This window comes from Pseudomonas sp. GW821-FHT07B01 (assembly GCF_059419065.1).
The window spans coordinates 1-17,442 of record NZ_JBWKRA010000018.1 but is presented as its reverse complement, the minus strand read 5'-3'; the positions used below and the strand labels follow the sequence as shown (position 1 = coordinate 17,442).

Genomic DNA, 17,442 nt, shown 5'->3' with positions numbered 1-17,442 from the left:
CTGCGCCGCCCCCGATGACCCAACCGATCCGCATCAAGGACCACGAGAAAGACGCACGTCTGGTACGCGCGCGGGTGGTGTTCGGTGCTGTCTTGGTGGTGGTGCTGATGTGCGTGCTGATTGCGCGGCTGTATTTCCTCCAGGTGATCCAGTACGACTATCACTCCACGCTGTCGGAAAACAACCGGGTGCATGTGCAGCCGATTCCCCCGACCCGTGGGCTGATTTTCGACCGCAATGGCGTAGTGGTTGCCGATAACCGGCCCAGCTTCAGCCTGAGCATGACCCGTGAACGCTCCGGCGATTGGAAGCAGGTCCTCGATGTCATCGTCGAGGTGCTGCAACTGACGCCGGAAGACCGGGCCGTCTTCGAGAAGCGCATGCGGCAGGGGCGCCGGCCTTTCGAGCCGGTGCCGATCCTGTTCGAGCTGACCGAAGAGCAGATCGCCCGGATTGCGGTGAACCAGTTCCGCCTGCCGGGTGTGGAAGTGGTGGCGCAGTTGGTGCGGCATTACCCGCAAGGGCCGCACTTTGCCCACTCCGTTGGCTACATGGGGCGGATCAACGAGAAAGAGCTGAAAACCCTCGACCCGATCAACTACAGCGGCACCCATCACATCGGCAAAACCGGTATCGAGCGTTTCTACGAGGCCGAGTTGCATGGCCAGGTAGGTAACGAGGAAGTCGAGACCAATGCGCGTGGCCGCGTATTGCGCGTGCTCAAGCGCACCGATCCGGTGCCGGGCAAGGACATTGTCCTGAGCCTGGACATCAAGTTGCAGGAAGCTGCCGAGATGGCCCTGGGCGGTCGGCGGGGTGCCGTAGTGGCGCTGGACCCGAAGACTGGCGAAGTGCTGGCGATGGTCAGCCAGCCCAGCTTCGACCCCAACCCCTTTGTGACTGGCATCAGCTTCAAGGCCTACGCCGAGCTGCGTGACTCCATCGACCGGCCACTGTTCAACCGTGTGTTGCGCGGCCTGTACCCACCGGGCTCGACCATCAAGCCGGCGGTGGCGATTGCCGGCCTGGATGCTGGTGTGGTCACGGCCTCAAGCCGGGTGTACGACCCTGGCTACTACATGCTGCCCAACTACGACCACAAGTACCGTAACTGGAACCGCTCCGGTGACGGCTATGTCGATTTGGACACCGCAATCATGCGCTCCAACGACACCTATTTTTACGACCTGGCCCACAAGCTGGGGATTGATCGGCTATCTGCCTACATGGGCAAGTTCGGCCTCGGTCAGAAAGTCTCCTTGGACATGTTCGAAGAATCCCCCGGCCTGATGCCATCGCGGGAGTGGAAGCGTGCGACCCGCCGCCAGGCGTGGTTCCCTGGCGAAACCCTGATCCTGGGTATCGGCCAGGGCTATATGCAAGCCACTCCGCTGCAACTGGCCCAGGCCACGGCGCTGGTGGCGAACAAAGGCGTGTGGAACCGACCGCACCTGGCCAGAACCATCGAAGGCGAAAAGCCGGTGGACGACAATCCGATTCCTGACATCGTGCTGCGTGACCCGTCCGACTGGGCCAAGGTCAACCACGGCATGCAGCAGGTGATGCACGGCGCTCGCGGCACTGCGCGCAAAGCGGCAATTGGCGCTCAATACCGCATTGCCGGCAAAAGTGGTACCGCCCAAGTGGTCGCGATCAAACAAGGCGAAAAGTATGACCGCTCCAAGGTGCAGGAGCGCCACCGCGACCACGCCTTGTTTGTCGGCTTTGCCCCGGCGGAAGACCCGAAAATCGTGGTGGCAGTGATGGTCGAGAACGGCGAGTCCGGCTCCGGCGTCGCGGCCCCAGTGGTACGCCAGGTGATGGACGCCTGGCTGCTGGCCGACGATGGCCGGCTCAAGCCCGAGTATGGCGGCCCCCCTTCAAGCCCCGAGGTTACGGCCCGTGAAGAGTAATTTTGACCGCATCCTCTCCAGCGAAGATGTGATGCGTCGCCGTGCGACGTTGCTGCAACGCATGCACATTGATGGCCCCTTGCTGATCCTGCTGCTGACCCTGGCGGCCGGCAGCCTTTTTGTACTGTATTCGGCCAGCGGCAAGAACTGGGACTTGCTGATCAAGCAGGCGTCCTCGTTTGGCCTGGGCCTGCTGTCGATGGTGGTGATCGCCCAGTTGGAGCCGCGCTTCATGGCACGCTGGGTGCCCTTGGGCTATGTCGCCGGCGTGTTGCTGCTGGTGGTGGTGGACGTCATGGGCCACAACGCCATGGGGGCCACACGCTGGATCAACATCCCCGGGGTGATTCGCTTCCAGCCGTCGGAATTCATGAAGATCCTGATGCCGGCCACTATTGCCTGGTACCTGTCCAAGCGCACCTTGCCGCCGCAGCTCAAGCACGTGGCGATCAGCCTGATCCTGATTGGCGTGCCCTTTGTGCTGATCGTGCGCCAGCCGGACCTTGGCACCTCGTTGCTGATCCTCGCCGGTGGCGCGTTCGTGCTGTTCATGGGCGGATTGCGCTGGCGCTGGATCCTCAGCGTGCTGGCCGCCGCCGTGCCCGTGGCGGTGGCCATGTGGTTCTTCTTTATGCACGACTACCAGAAGCAACGGATCCTGACGTTCCTCGACCCGGAGAGCGACCCGCTGGGCACCGGCTGGAACATCATCCAATCCAAGGCGGCCATCGGTTCCGGCGGGGTATTTGGCAAGGGGTGGTTGCTGGGCACCCAGTCTCACCTGGACTTCTTGCCCGAGAGCCACACCGATTTCATCATCGCGGTGATGGGCGAAGAGTTCGGTCTGGTGGGCATTTGCGCGTTGTTGCTGATTTATCTGCTGTTGATTGGTCGCGGCCTGGTGATCACTGCCCAGGCGCAGACGCTGTTCGGCAAATTGCTCGCCGGCAGCCTGACCATGACTTTTTTTGTTTATGTTTTCGTCAACATCGGTATGGTCAGTGGCCTGCTGCCGGTGGTTGGGGTGCCGTTGCCATTCATTAGCTACGGCGGAACTTCGCTGGTGACATTGCTGTCAGCGTTTGGGGTTTTGATGTCGATTCATACGCATCGCAAGTGGATCGCACAGGTTTGAATAAGGTGAAGATGTCAATGCAAGTAATGCGCGGCTGGGCGACTCGGCATGCGACCTGGATGGGCCTGATCGGGCTGCTGGGAGCAACGCAAGAGGCGCAGGCCGGTGACTACGATGGCTCTCCCCAGGTTGCCGAATTTGTCGGTGAGCTGACCCGCGACTACGGTTTTGCCGGTGAGCAACTGATGGGCGTGTTCCGCGAAGCCCAGAAAAAGCAGGCGATCCTCGACGCCATTTCCCGGCCCGCCGAACGCGTCAAGCAGTGGAAGGACTATCGCCCGATGTTCCTCACTGATGCGCGCATCGCCCGCGGCGTGGATTTCTGGCGCCAGCACGAGGCGGTACTGGCCCGCGCCGAGCAGGAGTACGGCGTGCCAGCCCAGGTGATCGTCTCGATCATCGGCATCGAAACCTTCTACGGGCGCAACACCGGCAGCTATCGAGTGATCGACGCCTTGTCGACACTGGGCTTCGATTACCCGCCCCGCGCCGAGTTCTTCCGCAAGGAACTGCGCGAATTCCTGTTGCTGGCCCGCGAAGAGCAGGTCGACCCGCTGAGCCTCAAGGGCTCCTACGCCGGGGCGATGGGCTTGCCGCAGTTCATGCCGAGCAGCTTTCGCGCCTATGCGGTGGATTTCGACGGTGACGGGCACATCAATATCTGGAGCAACCCCGACGATGCCATCGGCAGCGTGGCCAGCTACTTCAAGCGCCACGGTTGGGTCGCCGGCGAGCCGGTGGTTATCCGCGCCGATGTCACGGGCGAGCGCGCTGACGAGGGCCTGACCCAAGGTATCGAACCGGTCAAGACCGTCGGGGAGTTGCGAGCGCTGGGCTGGTCGAGTCAGAATGCGCCACGCGACGACATGCCGGTGACGGCATTCCGCCTGGAAGGCGCAAATGGCCCTGAATACTGGATGGGCCTGAAGAATTTCTACGCAATCACGCGTTATAACCGCAGTGTGATGTACGCCATGGCCGTGCATCAGCTGTCAGATGAGCTGGTTCAAGCACGGGGCAACAAGTAATGCGGGTATCGCCGTTCAAAAAACCGCTCAAGCTGGTGGCGTTCGCCGCGTTGTCCTTGTTGGTAGCCAGTTGCTCCACCCCCCCTAACCGTGCGCCGGCCAAGAAGGCGGGCGGTGCGGTGGTACGTGCCCAGCCGGGCCTGGACATCAACCGCGCGCACAAAGACGGCGCGCCGTGGTGGGATGTGGATGTGTCGAAGATCCCGGACGCCACGCCGACGCTGCACACCGGCCCGTACAAGGCCAACCCCTATACCGTGCTGGGCAAGAATTACTTCCCGCTGCAGGAATCCAAGACTTACGTGCAGTCGGGCACCGCGTCCTGGTACGGCACCAAGTTCCATGGCCAGAACACCGCCAACGGCGAAGTGTATGACCTGTATGGCATGAGCGCGGCCCACAAGACCCTGCCGCTGCCCAGCTATGTGCGCGTGACCAACCTGGACAACAATCGCACCGTGATCCTGCGGGTCAATGATCGTGGGCCGTTCTATTCGGACCGGATCATCGACTTGTCCTACGCCGCCGCCAAGAAACTCGGTTATGCCGAAACCGGCACCGCACGGGTCAAGGTCGAAGGCATCGATCCGGCGCAGTATTGGGCCCAGCGTGGCAAACCCGCGCCGTTGATGCTCAACGAACCGCCAACCCCGCAACCGCAAGTGACGGCCTCCACCGGCAAGATCGAGCAATGGACCCCGCCACCTGCGCAGCATGCGCCTGATACCGTGGTGGTACCTCACGCGGCAGCGGGCGCCTCCATGGCCGGTGGGCAATACCTGCAGGTCGGCGCTTTCGCCAACCCGGATGCGGCAGAACTGTTAAGGTCCAAGCTCAGCGGTATGGTCAGCGCGCCAGTCTTCATCAGCTCCATCGTGCGTAACCAGCAAACGTTGCACCGTGTGCGCATGGGCCCGATCGGCTCGCCGAGCGAAGTGGCGCAAGTGCAGAACAGCGTACGCCTGGCCAACCTGGGGCAACCTAGCGTGGTCACCGCAGAATAAGTAACGCATTGATGGCTCGGGGGCGTCTGCGTGCCCGAGCCCTGGTTGTTGGCTCGTTGAACAATAAAAACCCAGGGGCAAGGGGTGAGCGGGCAACCGAACACGTGACAGTCTGGAAGCGGGCTGTCTGAATAGTTTTGCCCGCGAGGGCAAGTTTCCATAAGCAATTTCGAGAGACGGATGAACATCACCACCTTAGCCAAACGCACGTGCCTGCTTATCTCGCTGATCATCACCCCGGCCGCCTGGGCGGTTGAAATGGTGCCGGCCTCCCCGCAACTGGCCGCCAAGTCGTGGGTCCTCATGGACGCCGCCAGTGGCAACGTGCTGGTCGAAAACGGCGGTGATGTACGCCTGCCGCCTGCCAGCCTGACCAAGCTGATGACCGCCTACATCGCGACCCTGGAAATCCGTCGCGGCCAGATCGGCGAAAACGACCCGGTTACCGTCAGCGAAAACGCCTGGCGTACCGGTGGTTCGCGGATGTTCATCAAGGTGGGTTCGCAAGTCACCGTGAGCGACCTGCTGCACGGCATCATCATCCAGTCCGGTAACGACGCCAGCGTCGCCCTGGCCGAGCACATCGCCGGCAGCGAAGACGCCTTCGCCGACATGATGAACAAAACCGCCGGTGAGCTGGGCATGACCAACAGCCACTTCATGAACCCGACCGGCCTGCCGAACCCAGAGCACTATTCGTCGGCTCATGACATGGCGATCCTGGCACGCGCCATCATCCGCGTTGACCCGGTGCACTATGCGATCTACTCCCAGAAGGAATTCTTCTGGAACAACATCAAGCAGCCTAACCGCAACCTGTTGCTGTGGCGCGACAAGACCGTCGATGGCCTGAAGACCGGCCACACCGACGAAGCCGGCTACTGCATGGTGTCGTCCGCCGTACGTGATGGCCAGCGCCTGATCGCCGTGGTATTCGGCACCAACAGCGAGCAGGCCCGTGCGGCCGAGACGCAAAAACTGCTGACTTACGGCTTCCGCTTCTTCGAAACCCAGACCTTCTACCAGAAGGGTGCTGAACTGGCGACCGCGCCGGTGTGGAAGGGCTCGACTTCGCAAGTCAAGGCCGGCCTGGCCGACGACCTGACCCTGACCATGCCTAAGGGCCAGCTGAAAAAACTCGCCGCCAGCATGACCCTGAACCCGCAATTGGTTGCGCCAATCGCCAAGGGTGATGTGATCGGCAAGGTCGAAGTGAAGCTGGACGACAAGGTGGTGCACAGCGCCGACCTGATCGCGCTGGACGCTGTCGAGGAAGGTGGTATCTTCCGCCGCGTATGGGATAGCATCCGTCTATTCTTCTACGGCTTGTTCAACTGATTGTGTGCACCTGCAAAGCCCCGCGTTGATCCAACGCGGGGCTTTGCCCGTCGCCACGGCTTAGCGCTTACGAGGCTGTTCTGCCATGACCGATAAAGACGTAGAAGTAAAGGCGCCAAAGATCGAATTTCCTGTGACGGATTATCCCGTCAAGGTGATCAGCGATACCGGTGTCGGCCGCAAGGACAAGATTCTCGAGATCGTCAGGAAGCACGCGACGATCAACGACAACCGCGTGGACGAGCGCCAAAGCTCCACCGGCAAGTACACCACGATCCAGTTGCACATCGTTGCGACCGATCAAGACCAGCTCTACAACATCAACAGCGAACTGCGAGCCACCGGCTTCGTGCATATGGTGCTGTGATGTCGCAAGTCTTGGGCTTTCGCGAGCTCGGCCGGATGGCATACGAGCCGGTCTGGCATGCCATGCAGCGCTTTACCAATGAGCGCGGCACTTCGGCCCCGGATGAAATCTGGCTGGTGGAACACCCGCCGGTCTTCACCCAGGGTCAGGCCGGCAAGGCCGAGCACTTGCTGCTTCCGGGCGATATTCCGGTGGTGCAGGTCGACCGAGGGGGGCAAGTGACTTACCATGGGCCCGGTCAACTGGTGGCTTACCTGCTACTGGACGTGCGCAAGCTGGGGTTTGGCGTGCGCGACCTGGTCAGCCGCATGGAGACGTGCCTGATCGAGCTGTTGGCCAGTTACGGCGTGACCGCCGTGGCCAAGCCCGATGCACCGGGTGTGTACGTGGATGGCGCGAAAATCGCCTCCCTGGGGCTGCGCATTCGCCACGGTTGTTCCTTTCATGGCCTGGCCTTGAATGTGGACATGGACCTGGCGCCGTTCCGGCGGATCAACCCGTGCGGTTACGCCGGGCTTGCGATGACCCAGTTGAGTGAGCATGCAACATCCATAGAATTTGCCGAGGTAAGTGCCCGGCTGCGCGCGCAGCTCGTCAAACACCTCGACTATGCAGAGCAGATGACCCTGACGGGCGGAATCGATTGATATGACTACTGATGTTGTGCAAACCATGATCCCGACGCTGGACATCACTGAGCGTCCAGCCCCGGCCCCGCGTGCCAAGGTGGAAGCCGGCGTCAAGCTGCGCGGCGCCGAGAAGGTTGCACGCATCCCGGTCAAGATCATCCCGACCACCGAACTGCCGAAGAAACCTGACTGGATTCGCGTGCGCATCCCGGTTTCGCCGGAAGTCGACCGTATCAAGTCGCTGCTGCGCAAACACAAGTTGCACAGCGTATGCGAAGAAGCCTCCTGCCCGAACCTGGGCGAGTGCTTCTCTGGCGGCACCGCCACGTTCATGATCATGGGTGACATCTGCACCCGTCGCTGCCCGTTCTGCGACGTCGGCCACGGCCGTCCGAAGCCGTTGGACGTCAACGAGCCAGAAAGCCTGGCCATCGCCATCGCCGACCTGAAGCTCAAGTATGTAGTGATCACCTCCGTGGACCGCGACGACCTGCGTGACGGTGGTGCCCAGCACTTTGCCGACTGCATCCGCGAGATCCGCAAGCTGTCGCCCAACGTGATGCTCGAAACCCTGGTGCCGGACTACCGTGGCCGTATGGACGTCGCCCTGGACATCACCGCTGCCGAGCCGCCGGATGTGTTCAACCACAACCTGGAAACCGTGCCGCGCCTGTACAAGGCGGCGCGCCCGGGTTCGGACTACCAGTGGTCGCTGACCCTGCTGCAGAAATTCAAGCAGATGATGCCGCACATCCCGACCAAGTCCGGCTTGATGCTGGGCCTGGGTGAAACCGACGAAGAAGTCATCGAAGTCATGAAGCGCATGCGCGAACACGACATCGACATGCTGACCCTGGGCCAGTACCTGCAACCGTCCCGCAGCCACTTGCCGGTGCAGCGCTTCGTGCACCCGGACACCTTCGCCTGGTTCGCCGAGGAAGGCTACAAGATGGGCTTCAAGAACGTGGCCTCGGGCCCGTTGGTGCGGTCTTCGTACCACGCCGATGAGCAGGCCAAGCTGGTCAAGGCGAGCCTGGTTTCGTAAGCCGCTCCAGGATCAATGTGAAATGCGGGCTTGTGTGGGAGCTGGCTTGCCTGCGATAGCATCACCTCGGTGTCACTGATACACCGAGGCGCTTGCATCGCAGGCAAGCCAGCTCCCACATTTCGTTCTGCGTCATATAGGGAGAACCATGGATGACCGCCGCCGTACCTGCACTGCGCCCCGAAGGCACCCTCGGCCTGATCGCCCCCGCCGGCCCCGCCGCGCTGGATGTTGAAAAAACCCGGCAATGGATGCGTGCCCGTGGCTACGACCTGCACATTTTCCCTGGTGTGCACGAGCGCGACGGCTACCTGGCCGGTAGCGATGAAGTGCGCCTGCGCGATTTGCATGCCGCCTTCGCCAACCCCGACATCGATGCCATCCTCTGCCTGCGTGGCGGCTATGGCACGCCCCGTTTGCTCGATGCGCTGGACTTCGACCTGCTGCGCGCCAACCCCAAGCCGTTTGTGGGCTACAGCGATATCACCGCCTTGCACCTAGCCATCAACCGCTATGCGGGCTTTGTGACGTTCCATGGCCCGATGCTCAATGCCGACCTGCTCGGTGGCAAACAGCCGCCCACCGAATCCTCTTTGTTCAGCCTGCTGCGTGGCCAACGGGGCGCCGGCAGTGTGCTGCCGCACCCGATGGCCTACCCGTTGATCACAATCGAGCCCGGTGTGGCTTGTGGGCGCTTGCTGGGCGGTAACTTGTCGATGATCGCCGCAGTCATGGGCACGCCGTACGAAATAGACGCTGACGGCATCATCCTGTTTATCGAAGACGTCAACGAACCGCTCTATCGCATCGACCGCCTGCTGACCCACCTGCGCTTGGCTGGGAAGCTGGCTCAGGTCGCCGGTGTGCTGGTAGGGGATGTGGCCGGTGTGGATAGCGCGGCGTTGGCGCATCTGCTGAAGCAGACCTTTGAGCCGCTGTGCATTCCAGTGCTGGCAGGTTGGCGCAGTGGGCATTGCGACCCGAACCTGACATTGCCGATGGGCGCCTTGGTGCGCCTGGATGCGGGGGAGCAGCGGGTGGTGTTGGAGCAGGATGTAGTGTTCAAGGCCTGATCGTTCCCACGCTCTGCGTGGGAATTCCTCCAGTGACGCTCTGCGTCACCCTCTTCAGTCGCCGACGCGGAGCGTCCAAGGCAGCGCTCCCACGCAGAGCGTGGGAGCGATCACTTCAGCGGTTCTGCAGCGACTCCAGCAACTTCACCGTCGGATACCCATCCGCCGGCCAGCCCAACGCCTGCTGTGCAGCCCGAATCGCCTTGCGCGTGTTGGCGCCAATAATCCCGTCGGCATTACCCGCGTCATACCCTTTGGCGCTGAGCGCCGTCTGCAGGTCAATGCGTTGCGAACGGCTCAGCGGCAGCTCATCCTTTGGCCAACTGCCCCGAATCACACCGCCACCGCCAAACCGCTCGGACAGCAAGCCAACCGCCAGTGCATAAGACGACGAATTGTTGTACTTGAGGATCGCGCGGAAGTTATCCAGCACCAGGAACGCCGGGCCACGGTAGCCGGCCGGCAGCAGCAGGGCGGCGGACAGCTGGTCGACATTGGCCGGCAGGCTCACGCCAGGCGGCAGTTGGATGCCCAGTTGCAGCCATTGCGCCACGGTCTTGCGCACGCCGCCATCGGCCAGGCTGTAGTCGAAGCCAGACGGCAGCGGCTGCACTTCAACGCCCCATGGCTGGCCTTTCTGCCAGCCGGAGCTTTGCAGGTAATGCGCCGTGGAGGCGAGGGCGTCGGACGGGCTGTTCCAGATATCGCGGCGACCGTCACCGTCGAAGTCCACGGCATGGGTGTTGTAGGTGGTCGGGATGAACTGGGTCTGGCCCATCGCCCCGGCCCAGGAACCTTTCATCTGGTCGGCCTGAATATCGCCATGCTGGATGATCTGCAGCGCGGCGAGCAACTGCGCTTGCGCAAAGGCCGGACGACGTCCTTCATAGGCCAGGGTGGCCAGGGAGCGGATCACCGAGTTATTGCCCTGGAAAGCGCCGAAGTTGCTCTCCATGCCCCACACCGAGACCAGCGCCTGGCGGTCGACGCCATAGCGTTGCTCGATGCTTTGCAGAATATCGGCGTACTTGACCAGCAGTGCCTGGCCATTGCGCACGCGCACCGGCGACAGTGCACCGTCGAGGTATTCCCAAACCGGGCGGGAAAATTCCGGTTGGCTGCGGTCGGCGCGAATCACCGCCATATCAGGAGTGACGCCGGCAAAAGCGTTATCGAACACGGCCGCAGTGATCCCGGCCTGCAGCGCTTGAGCACGGAAGCCAGCCTGCCATTCGGCAAAGGTCTGGGTCGGCTGGATATCGAGATTGTCCACCGCCAACGGGGCCACCACGGCAGGCGCGATAGCCGGGGCCGTCTGGAGCTTGGGCAGGGGTTGAGCGTCCGCAGCGGTAGGTTTTTCGGCGCAGGCGACGAGCAGAATGAGGCTGGAGGCAGCGATCAATTGGCGTAGGTGCCAATGACGAGAAAGACGAGAGGGCATGCACAGGTCCAGGGGGTTACAAATCAGGTACAGACCTTATCATGCCAGAGGGGCGCTTGCCTTCAGGCAGCCAGAAAGTAAGAAGCCTCCCAGCTATTAGACTGGAAGGCTTCGCGGCGGTAGCTGCCTTTGCCTTTGCCGGCGCGTTCCTGGCGGCTGCGGAACAAGGGCTGGGCGATGATGGATTTGGCCTTGTTGGGGCCATGCTTGGATGGCTTTTTGCTCATGGTGGATTCTCTCGCTTGGGGTGGAATGCAGCGGTGCAAATCATCTGCCGAAGTGGGCCGGCTGTAAAGCCCGTCGATAGGTGGGAAATGTCGCAAATAAGCAGTGGGCAGAGTCAATGTGGGAGCTGGCTTGCCTGCGATGGCGGTGGGTCAGTTGGCACAAAGGGCACTGATACACCGCCATCGCAGGCAAGCCAGCTCCCACAGGGTTTTGTGCTGTTGTACAGAAGGGTTTATTCGGCAGGCAACGCCAGGCGCTGGCCGGCCATCAACAGCGACAGACGGCTCAGGCTCATCCACGGCGAGCCGGCCGCCTGGCCTTTGATCTGTGCGTCGATGCGCTGCGCTTCCAGCAACAGTTGCGCCCAGCGTTGCGCCGAGTGCCGTTGCAGGGCTTTGCTCATCAGGGGTTTGCGCTTGTCCCACACCGGCGGCCTGGCCTGGCTGAAACATTTGTCCAGCGGTGTGCCTTGGCTGTATTGCAGGGCAATGTTCGCCAACACCCGCAGCTCACGGGCCAGGGCCCAGAGAATCACCGGTGGTTCCACTCCTTCGCCACGCAGGCCTTCGAGCATGCGCAGGGCGTGGGCGGGTTCGCCGTTGAGGATGGCGTCCACCAGGCCGAACACATCAAAGCGCGCGCTATCGGCCACTGCGCCTTGCACGGTTTCGACGGTGATCTGCCCGTCTTCAGCCATCAGCTTGAGCTTTTCGATCTCCTGGGCGGCGGCAAGCAGGTTGCCCTCGACCCGAGCGGCGATCAGCTCCACGGCATCCTGTGTCGCTGCGAGCCCTGATTGCGACAGGCGCTGACGAATCCACTGCGGCAACTGGTTGCTGTCCACTGGCCAGATCTGAATGAACTGAGTCTGTGGACCTTCAACCAGAGCCTTGCCCCATTTGGTTTTCTGCGCGCTGCCGTCGAGCTTGGGCAGGCTGATCAACAGCACGGTGTCTTCGGCAGGGCGCGAGCAGTATTCCATCAAGGCCGCCGCGCCTTTATCGCCCGGCTTGCCCGAGGGCAGGCGCAGTTCCAGCAGGCGTTTTTCGGCAAACAGCGACATGCTCGCGCCAGCTTGCAGCAGCGTGCCCCAGTCGAAACTGGCGTCGGCGCTGAACACCTGGCGTTCATCGAAACCTTGCTGGCGTGCGGCGGTGCGGATAGCGTCGGCCGCTTCCTGGCACAGTAGCGGGTCGTCGCCGCTGACGATGTACACAGGCGCAAGGCCACCTTGCAGGTGTTTGGCGAGTTGGGCGGGGGCAAGTTTCATAGGCAGGGCGAACGGGGCGCCAGGGGCGCCCCGTCTGGCTTACTCGACAGGGACTTCAACAGGCGACTGTTTCGGTGTGTTGTCTTCATATTCCTGCGCGGCTTTCAGGGCGTCGGCGTCAGCCTTGGCCTTGTTGTCGGCAACTTGCTGCAGCTCAGCCAGTTTTTCCGGGGTGAGCATTTGCAGGCGAGTCATCATGCGCTGGATCAGCTCACGACGCATTTCCTTGCGCACCTGGATGGTCTCGGAGTCCGAACCCACCAGGTTGTTGCCATCGTGGCTCACCACTTTCTGCACCTGGATCTTGTCACCCATCAACGGCAACTGATCACGGCCTTGTATTTCGAACATCAGCGCCGTGTTCAACTCGACGTCGGACGCACGGCCAGCACTGGCGTAGCTGATATTGCGCTGGGTTTCTCGCTCATCCGTCAGGATCAGTTTGTAGGTGGCGCCGTTGTACACGTGCACACCGCTGTTTTCCAGGGTCTGGCGCAGCTGGGTGACGGTTTCGCCGTAGGCGTTGCGGGCGCTGACGTCGAGTTCCTTGAGCGACAGCTCATTGGTGCCGGTGCCGCGCAGCTGGAAGCCGCAAGCGCTCAACAGCACGGCAAGGCCCATAACCAGCAGATTGCGTTTGATCATTTTGTTGCTCCCCTTGAAACCAGGTGGGCCTTCTCGGGCCCTAAAGGTTTAGTTCGGCGTGGGGCCCAAGCCCCGCGCCTGATCCGATTTAGCTGGCGACGATATTGACCAGTTTGCCAGGCACCACGATCACCTTGCGGATGGTCAGGCCTTCGGTAAAGCGCAGCACGTTCTCATTGATACGTGCAGCTGCTTCAACCTCTTCACGGCTGGCGCTGGCCGGCATGTCGATCTGGCCACGCAGTTTACCGTTAACCTGGATGACCAGTTGCAGCGTGTCCTGTACCAGGGCGCTGTCATCCTGCACCGGCCAGGCGGCATCGATGACGGCACCGCTGTGGCCCAGACGGCTCCACAGTTCATGGCTGATATGCGGCGTGATCGGCGCGAGCAACAGGGTAACTGTTTCCAGGCCTTCCTGGATCAGCGCACGGTCTTGTTCGGTCGCCTGCGAGGCTTTTTCCAGCACGTTCATCAGCGTCATCACCTGGGCGATGGCGGTGTTGAATTTGTGGTTCTGCCCGACGTCCTGGCTGGCCTGGCGGATAGCCAGGTGGATGCTGCGGCGAACGGCTTTCTGCTCGTCGTTCAACGCGCCGATATCCAGCTTGCCCGGCAGGCCCTGGCTGACATGAGCGTGGGCCAGGCGCCAGACGCGCTTGAGGAAACGGTGCGAACCTTCAACGCCAGAGTCGGACCATTCGGCGCTCATGTCAGGCGGCGAGGCGAACATCATGAACAGGCGGCAGGTGTCGGCGCCGAACTGATCGATCATCGACTGTGGGTCGACGCCGTTGTTCTTGGACTTGGCCATCTTCTCGGTGCCACCGATTTCCACCGGCAGGCCGTCGGCTTTCAACTTCGCGCTGATGACCTTGGCCTTGCTGTCACGCTCAAGCTCGACATCCGCCGGGTTGAACCAGGTGTAGGCGCCATTGGCTTCGCGGCGATAGTAAGTGTCGGCGATCACCATGCCCTGGGTCAGCAGGTTCTTGAATGGCTCATCGGAGCTCACCAGGCCTTCGTCACGCATCAGCTTGTGGAAGAAACGCGCGTACAGCAGGTGGAGGATGGCGTGTTCGATGCCACCGATGTACTGATCCACGGGCAACCAATGGTCGGCTGCGGATTTCTCCACCAGGCCGCCTTCATAGTGCGGCGAGGCATAACGAGCGTAATACCACGAGGACTCCACAAAGGTGTCCATGGTGTCGGTTTCACGCTTGGCCGGCGCGCCGCATTTAGGGCAGCTGCACTCGTAGAACTCGGGCATGCGCGCCAACGGCGAGCCAGCACCATCCGGCACCACGTCTTCTGGCAGCACGACCGGCAGTTGGTCTTCCGGTACCGGCACGTCACCGCAGGTTTGGCAGTGGATGATCGGGATCGGGCAACCCCAGTAGCGCTGGCGGCTGATGCCCCAGTCACGCAGGCGGAACTGGGTGCGCGAGGCACCGAGGTTTTTCTTGATCAGGGCCACTTCCATGGCGTCGAATGCGCCCTGGAAGTCCAGGCCGTCGAATTCGCCGGAGTTGATCAGCGTGCCGTGCTCGCCGTAGGCGTCTTGCCACGGAGCGGGGTTGGTGTCACCCGAGCTGGTGCGCACGACCGACTTGATCGGCAGGCTGTACTTGGTGGCGAATTCGAAATCGCGCTCGTCGTGGGCCGGCACGGCCATGACGGCGCCATCGCCGTAGTGCATCAATACGTAGTTGGCGACCCAAACCGGCAGTTTCTCGCCGGTCAGCGGGTGCTCGACGAACAGGCCGGTTGGCAGGCCTTTTTTCTCCTGGGTGGCGACGTCGGCTTCGGCCACGCTGCCGCCTTTGCATTCAGCGATGAACGCCTGCAGCTCAGGGTTGTTCTGCGCGGCCTGGGTGGCCAGCGGGTGTTCGGCGGCCACGGCGACGTAGGTCGCGCCCATCAGGGTGTCGGGGCGGGTGGTGAAGACCTTGAGTGCGCCCGCTTCGCCGATGGAGTCGACGTTGTACGGGAACTGCACTTCCATGCCCTTGGATTTTCCGATCCAGTTGCGCTGCATGGTCTTGACCTGTTCAGGCCAACCCGGCAGATCGTCGAGGCTCGACAACAGTTCATCCGCGTAGGCGGTGATCTTGAAGTAGTACATCGGGATTTCGCGCTTTTCGATCAGCGCGCCGGAACGCCAGCCGCGACCGTCGATAACCTGTTCGTTGGCCAGTACGGTCTGGTCGATCGGGTCCCAGTTCACGGTGCCGCTTTTTTTGTAGATCACACCTTTTTCGAACAGGCGCGTGAACAGCCATTGTTCCCAGCGGTAGTAATCCGGCTTGCAGGTGGTGACCTCGCGGGACCAGTCCACCGCCAGGCCCAGGCTGCGCAGCTGGGTCTTCATGTAGGCGATGTTTTCGTAGGTCCACTTGGCGGGCGCCACGTTGTTTTTCATCGCGGCGTTTTCTGCCGGCATGCCGAAGGCGTCCCAACCCATGGGTTGCAGCACGTTCTTGCCGAGCATGCGCTGGTAGCGCGAAATCACGTCGCCGATGGTGTAGTTGCGCACGTGCCCCATGTGTAGCTTGCCGCTGGGGTAAGGGAACATCGATAGGCAGTAGTAAGTCTCCTTGCCTGGCTGTTCACTGACTTCAAAGGACTTTTGCTCGTCCCAGAAGGTTTGGGCGGCATTTTCTATTTCACGGGGCTGATATTGTTCGTGCATGGCTACTTTTGAACTGGATAGGGGTGGCCTAATCCTCTTCGGTGCACTGTCCGGGTTGTTCGACACCAAGAAGCGGCGCGTCCGTGCCCAAACCCTGCGGGAAGTGGAGTTACAGGAAGCGCCGTAGCATACATGACCCCACTCTATCGAGGGAAACCCTGATTGCGCGCCAAGGGCCGTCTGTCGCGGCACCGGGCAGGCGCAGCAACGGGGGCTACGCTGTTTAGTGGGGAGCAAGTATTTCTTCAATGAGGTGAGGGGATGGTTGAATCGCAGCGAACTTTAACGAAACCGCAGTTGTATGAAGGATTGATCGACCGTTTGGGTCGGGCATTGGATGCCGCAAGAACCGCAGGCCGATTGCGTGATGAACGGCCTCTGGAGCTGGAGTTGCGAGGCTTGAGCCAGGCGGAGCTTGAATTGATCAAGAACTATCTGGCGTTGAATCACGACCGCGCCTCCCATGGGCAGGCTTCCCCGCCCGCTCATTCGGCCAAGGTCATCTGGCTCAAAGACCTGGCGACCGGCCGCGGGCCAGAGAACTTCCGCTCCGTGCGGTGCAAGTGAGCCCCGCGTTATCCGTTAGCGTTATCAAAATGTTGTCGGTAAGGATTGTTGCAAAACCCCGATGCATCTAGGCTTCGGGCATCTTTGGAGATGCCCGATGCCTTTTCGTTATTTCATTAAACAACTGTTGTTGCCGCCCGGTATTTTTCTGCTGTTGTTGGCGTGTGCCTGGTGGTTTCGCCGCAGCCGTCCGCGCCTGGCGGGCTTGTGCTTTGCCCTGGGGCTGGGCGGAATGTGGTTGATAAGCCTGCCAGTGATGGTGCAATGGGGCGCCCGTGCCCTGGAGACAGAGCCGCCTTTGGCCCGGGAAGACTGGGCCACCCTGGCCCAGCGTGCCGATGCGATTGTGGTGCTGGGCTCGGGGCGCGAGCGTGGAGATATTGCGTGGGGCAGCGACCAACCCACCGGTATTGGCCTGGAACGTGAGCGTTTTGCCGCGCGGCTGGCCAAGGCATCCGGTTTGCCAGTGCTGACCAGCGGCGGCTTGCACTACGGCACGCCGCCCAGTGAGGCCGAGCTGATGGCCGTGTCGATGCAGGATGACTTCGGTGTCACCGTGCGCTGGAAAGAAGAGCGCAGCCGCACTACCTGGGAAAACGCCCAGATGAGCGCCGAGATTTTGTTGCCGCAAGGCATCAAGCGTGTAGTGGTAGTGACCCAGGCCTGGCACATGCCGCGTTCGGTGTGGAGTTTTGAAAAGGCCGGCTTCACCGTGGTGCCGGGGCCGGTGGGCTTTTTGGGTGTCGACCATGGCCGACCGCTGGGTGGCTGGATGCCGGAGGTCAAGGCGGTGTGGCAAAGCGGGCAGTTGATCAATGAAGCGGTGGGGCAGGTGGGGTATCGGTTGTTCTACCGGTAGGCGCAACACAGGAGATCAAAATGTGGGAGCTGGCTTGCCTGCGATAGCGGTGGGTCAGTGAGCACTCAGGGCACTGATACACCGCCATCGCAGCATAGGTATCTACACAACTTAAATACGACACTGACCCTGTGGCGAGGGAGCTTGCTCCCGTGACGGCCTGACAGCCAGCGCTGTTCTAACTGACGCGCCGCTGTCCAAATGT

16 protein-coding genes are annotated in these 17,442 nt (G+C 61.7%); 11 read left to right on the top strand and 5 right to left on the bottom strand.

Features of this window, described 5'->3' with window-relative positions; all coding sequences use genetic code 11:
* Positions 1 to 14: 14 nt before the first annotated feature.
* The 9 genes from mrdA (at position 15) to AC07S6_RS19210 (ending at position 9,532) form a co-directional block, all read left to right on the top strand.
* Positions 15 to 1,913: a penicillin-binding protein 2 gene (gene mrdA / locus AC07S6_RS19250; protein WP_034126905.1), complete on the top strand. Its 1,899-nt coding sequence runs from the start codon at positions 15 to 17 to the stop codon at positions 1,911 to 1,913.
* 31 nt (positions 1,914 to 1,944) lie between these two features.
* Complete coding sequence (rodA, locus tag AC07S6_RS19245) at positions 1,945 to 3,048, top strand: rod shape-determining protein RodA (protein WP_044268991.1); 1,104 nt, start codon at positions 1,945 to 1,947, stop codon at positions 3,046 to 3,048.
* Between the two features lie 17 nt (positions 3,049 to 3,065).
* Positions 3,066 to 4,076, top strand: a complete 1,011-nt coding sequence (gene mltB / locus AC07S6_RS19240) for a lytic murein transglycosylase B (protein WP_054896188.1) — start codon at positions 3,066 to 3,068, stop codon at positions 4,074 to 4,076.
* Positions 4,076 to 5,080 carry a septal ring lytic transglycosylase RlpA family protein gene (locus AC07S6_RS19235; RefSeq protein ID WP_495112801.1) on the top strand — a complete coding sequence of 335 codons (1,005 nt, stop codon included), beginning with the start codon at positions 4,076 to 4,078 and terminating at the stop codon, positions 5,078 to 5,080. Before mltB ends, AC07S6_RS19235 begins: the two co-directional genes overlap by 1 nt.
* A 180-nt stretch (positions 5,081 to 5,260) precedes the next feature.
* Entirely contained in the window at positions 5,261 to 6,418 is a 1,158-nt protein-coding gene (locus tag AC07S6_RS19230) for a D-alanyl-D-alanine carboxypeptidase family protein (protein WP_014720083.1), read from the top strand.
* A gap of 85 nt (positions 6,419 to 6,503) precedes the next feature.
* Positions 6,504 to 6,785 carry a DUF493 domain-containing protein gene (locus AC07S6_RS19225; protein WP_005791752.1) on the top strand — a complete coding sequence of 94 codons (282 nt, stop codon included), beginning with the start codon at positions 6,504 to 6,506 and terminating at the stop codon, positions 6,783 to 6,785.
* A complete protein-coding gene (gene lipB, locus AC07S6_RS19220) occupies positions 6,785 to 7,432 on the top strand; it encodes a lipoyl(octanoyl) transferase LipB (RefSeq protein ID WP_072435473.1) in 648 nt (215 codons plus the stop codon). Before AC07S6_RS19225 ends, lipB begins: the two co-directional genes overlap by 1 nt.
* 25 nt (positions 7,433 to 7,457) lie before the next feature.
* Entirely contained in the window at positions 7,458 to 8,459 is a 1,002-nt protein-coding gene (gene lipA / locus AC07S6_RS19215; protein ID WP_161793230.1) for a lipoyl synthase, read from the top strand.
* A 152-nt stretch (positions 8,460 to 8,611) separates the two neighbouring features.
* Positions 8,612 to 9,532, top strand: coding sequence for a S66 peptidase family protein (locus tag AC07S6_RS19210; RefSeq protein ID WP_495112800.1), 921 nt, complete (start codon positions 8,612 to 8,614; stop codon positions 9,530 to 9,532).
* A gap of 115 nt (positions 9,533 to 9,647) precedes the next feature.
* Here AC07S6_RS19210 and AC07S6_RS19205 read toward each other — a convergent pair whose 3' ends face one another.
* From AC07S6_RS19205 to leuS, 5 genes are all read right to left on the bottom strand, one after another.
* Positions 9,648 to 10,973 (bottom strand): lytic murein transglycosylase, encoded by a 1,326-nt coding sequence (locus AC07S6_RS19205; RefSeq protein WP_003194458.1) that lies wholly within the window; start codon positions 10,971 to 10,973, stop codon positions 9,648 to 9,650.
* A gap of 62 nt (positions 10,974 to 11,035) precedes the next feature.
* Positions 11,036 to 11,200, bottom strand: a complete 165-nt coding sequence (gene arfA, locus AC07S6_RS19200) for an alternative ribosome rescue factor ArfA (RefSeq protein ID WP_003176285.1) — start codon at positions 11,198 to 11,200, stop codon at positions 11,036 to 11,038.
* Positions 11,201 to 11,433: 233 nt separating this feature from the next.
* Positions 11,434 to 12,471, bottom strand: a complete 1,038-nt coding sequence (gene holA, locus AC07S6_RS19195) for a DNA polymerase III subunit delta (protein WP_032895162.1) — start codon at positions 12,469 to 12,471, stop codon at positions 11,434 to 11,436.
* Positions 12,472 to 12,510: 39 nt separating this feature from the next.
* Positions 12,511 to 13,116 carry an LPS-assembly lipoprotein LptE gene (locus AC07S6_RS19190; protein WP_014720078.1) on the bottom strand — a complete coding sequence of 202 codons (606 nt, stop codon included), beginning with the start codon at positions 13,114 to 13,116 and terminating at the stop codon, positions 12,511 to 12,513.
* Positions 13,117 to 13,204: 88 nt separating this feature from the next.
* Positions 13,205 to 15,811: a leucine--tRNA ligase gene (leuS, locus tag AC07S6_RS19185; protein ID WP_003194453.1), complete on the bottom strand. Its 2,607-nt coding sequence runs from the start codon at positions 15,809 to 15,811 to the stop codon at positions 13,205 to 13,207.
* Positions 15,812 to 16,072: 261 nt separating this feature from the next.
* On the opposite strand from leuS, the gene AC07S6_RS19180 reads away from it, so the two are divergent.
* Positions 16,073 to 16,378 (top strand): hypothetical protein, encoded by a 306-nt coding sequence (locus AC07S6_RS19180; RefSeq protein WP_020301951.1) that lies wholly within the window; start codon positions 16,073 to 16,075, stop codon positions 16,376 to 16,378.
* 97 nt (positions 16,379 to 16,475) lie between these two features.
* Positions 16,476 to 17,237: a YdcF family protein gene (locus tag AC07S6_RS19175; RefSeq protein WP_034126912.1), complete on the top strand. Its 762-nt coding sequence runs from the start codon at positions 16,476 to 16,478 to the stop codon at positions 17,235 to 17,237.
* Positions 17,238 to 17,442: the final 205 nt, after the last annotated feature.

Excerpts from the sequence above, each read along its gene's own strand:
- AC07S6_RS19230 (WP_014720083.1), top strand. The coding sequence starts at position 5,261 with ATGAACATCACCACCTTAGCCAAACGCACGTGCCTGCTTATCTCGCTG.
- AC07S6_RS19205 (WP_003194458.1), bottom strand. The coding sequence starts at position 10,973 with ATGCCCTCTCGTCTTTCTCGTCATTGGCACCTACGCCAATTGATCGCT.
- holA (WP_032895162.1), bottom strand. The coding sequence starts at position 12,471 with ATGAAACTTGCCCCCGCCCAACTCGCCAAACACCTGCAAGGTGGCCTT.
- AC07S6_RS19225 (WP_005791752.1), top strand. The coding sequence starts at position 6,504 with ATGACCGATAAAGACGTAGAAGTAAAGGCGCCAAAGATCGAATTTCCT.
- AC07S6_RS19235 (WP_495112801.1), top strand. The coding sequence starts at position 4,076 with ATGCGGGTATCGCCGTTCAAAAAACCGCTCAAGCTGGTGGCGTTCGCC.
- lipA (WP_161793230.1), top strand. The coding sequence starts at position 7,458 with ATGATCCCGACGCTGGACATCACTGAGCGTCCAGCCCCGGCCCCGCGT.
- leuS (WP_003194453.1), bottom strand. The coding sequence starts at position 15,811 with ATGCACGAACAATATCAGCCCCGTGAAATAGAAAATGCCGCCCAAACC.
- AC07S6_RS19175 (WP_034126912.1), top strand. The coding sequence starts at position 16,476 with ATGCCTTTTCGTTATTTCATTAAACAACTGTTGTTGCCGCCCGGTATT.
- rodA (WP_044268991.1), top strand. The coding sequence starts at position 1,945 with ATGCGTCGCCGTGCGACGTTGCTGCAACGCATGCACATTGATGGCCCC.
- AC07S6_RS19210 (WP_495112800.1), top strand. The coding sequence starts at position 8,612 with ATGACCGCCGCCGTACCTGCACTGCGCCCCGAAGGCACCCTCGGCCTG.
- mrdA (WP_034126905.1), top strand. The coding sequence starts at position 15 with ATGACCCAACCGATCCGCATCAAGGACCACGAGAAAGACGCACGTCTG.
- AC07S6_RS19180 (WP_020301951.1), top strand. The coding sequence starts at position 16,073 with ATGGTTGAATCGCAGCGAACTTTAACGAAACCGCAGTTGTATGAAGGA.
- mltB (WP_054896188.1), top strand. The coding sequence starts at position 3,066 with ATGCAAGTAATGCGCGGCTGGGCGACTCGGCATGCGACCTGGATGGGC.
- arfA (WP_003176285.1), bottom strand. The coding sequence starts at position 11,200 with ATGAGCAAAAAGCCATCCAAGCATGGCCCCAACAAGGCCAAATCCATC.
- lipB (WP_072435473.1), top strand. The coding sequence starts at position 6,785 with ATGTCGCAAGTCTTGGGCTTTCGCGAGCTCGGCCGGATGGCATACGAG.
- AC07S6_RS19190 (WP_014720078.1), bottom strand. The coding sequence starts at position 13,116 with ATGATCAAACGCAATCTGCTGGTTATGGGCCTTGCCGTGCTGTTGAGC.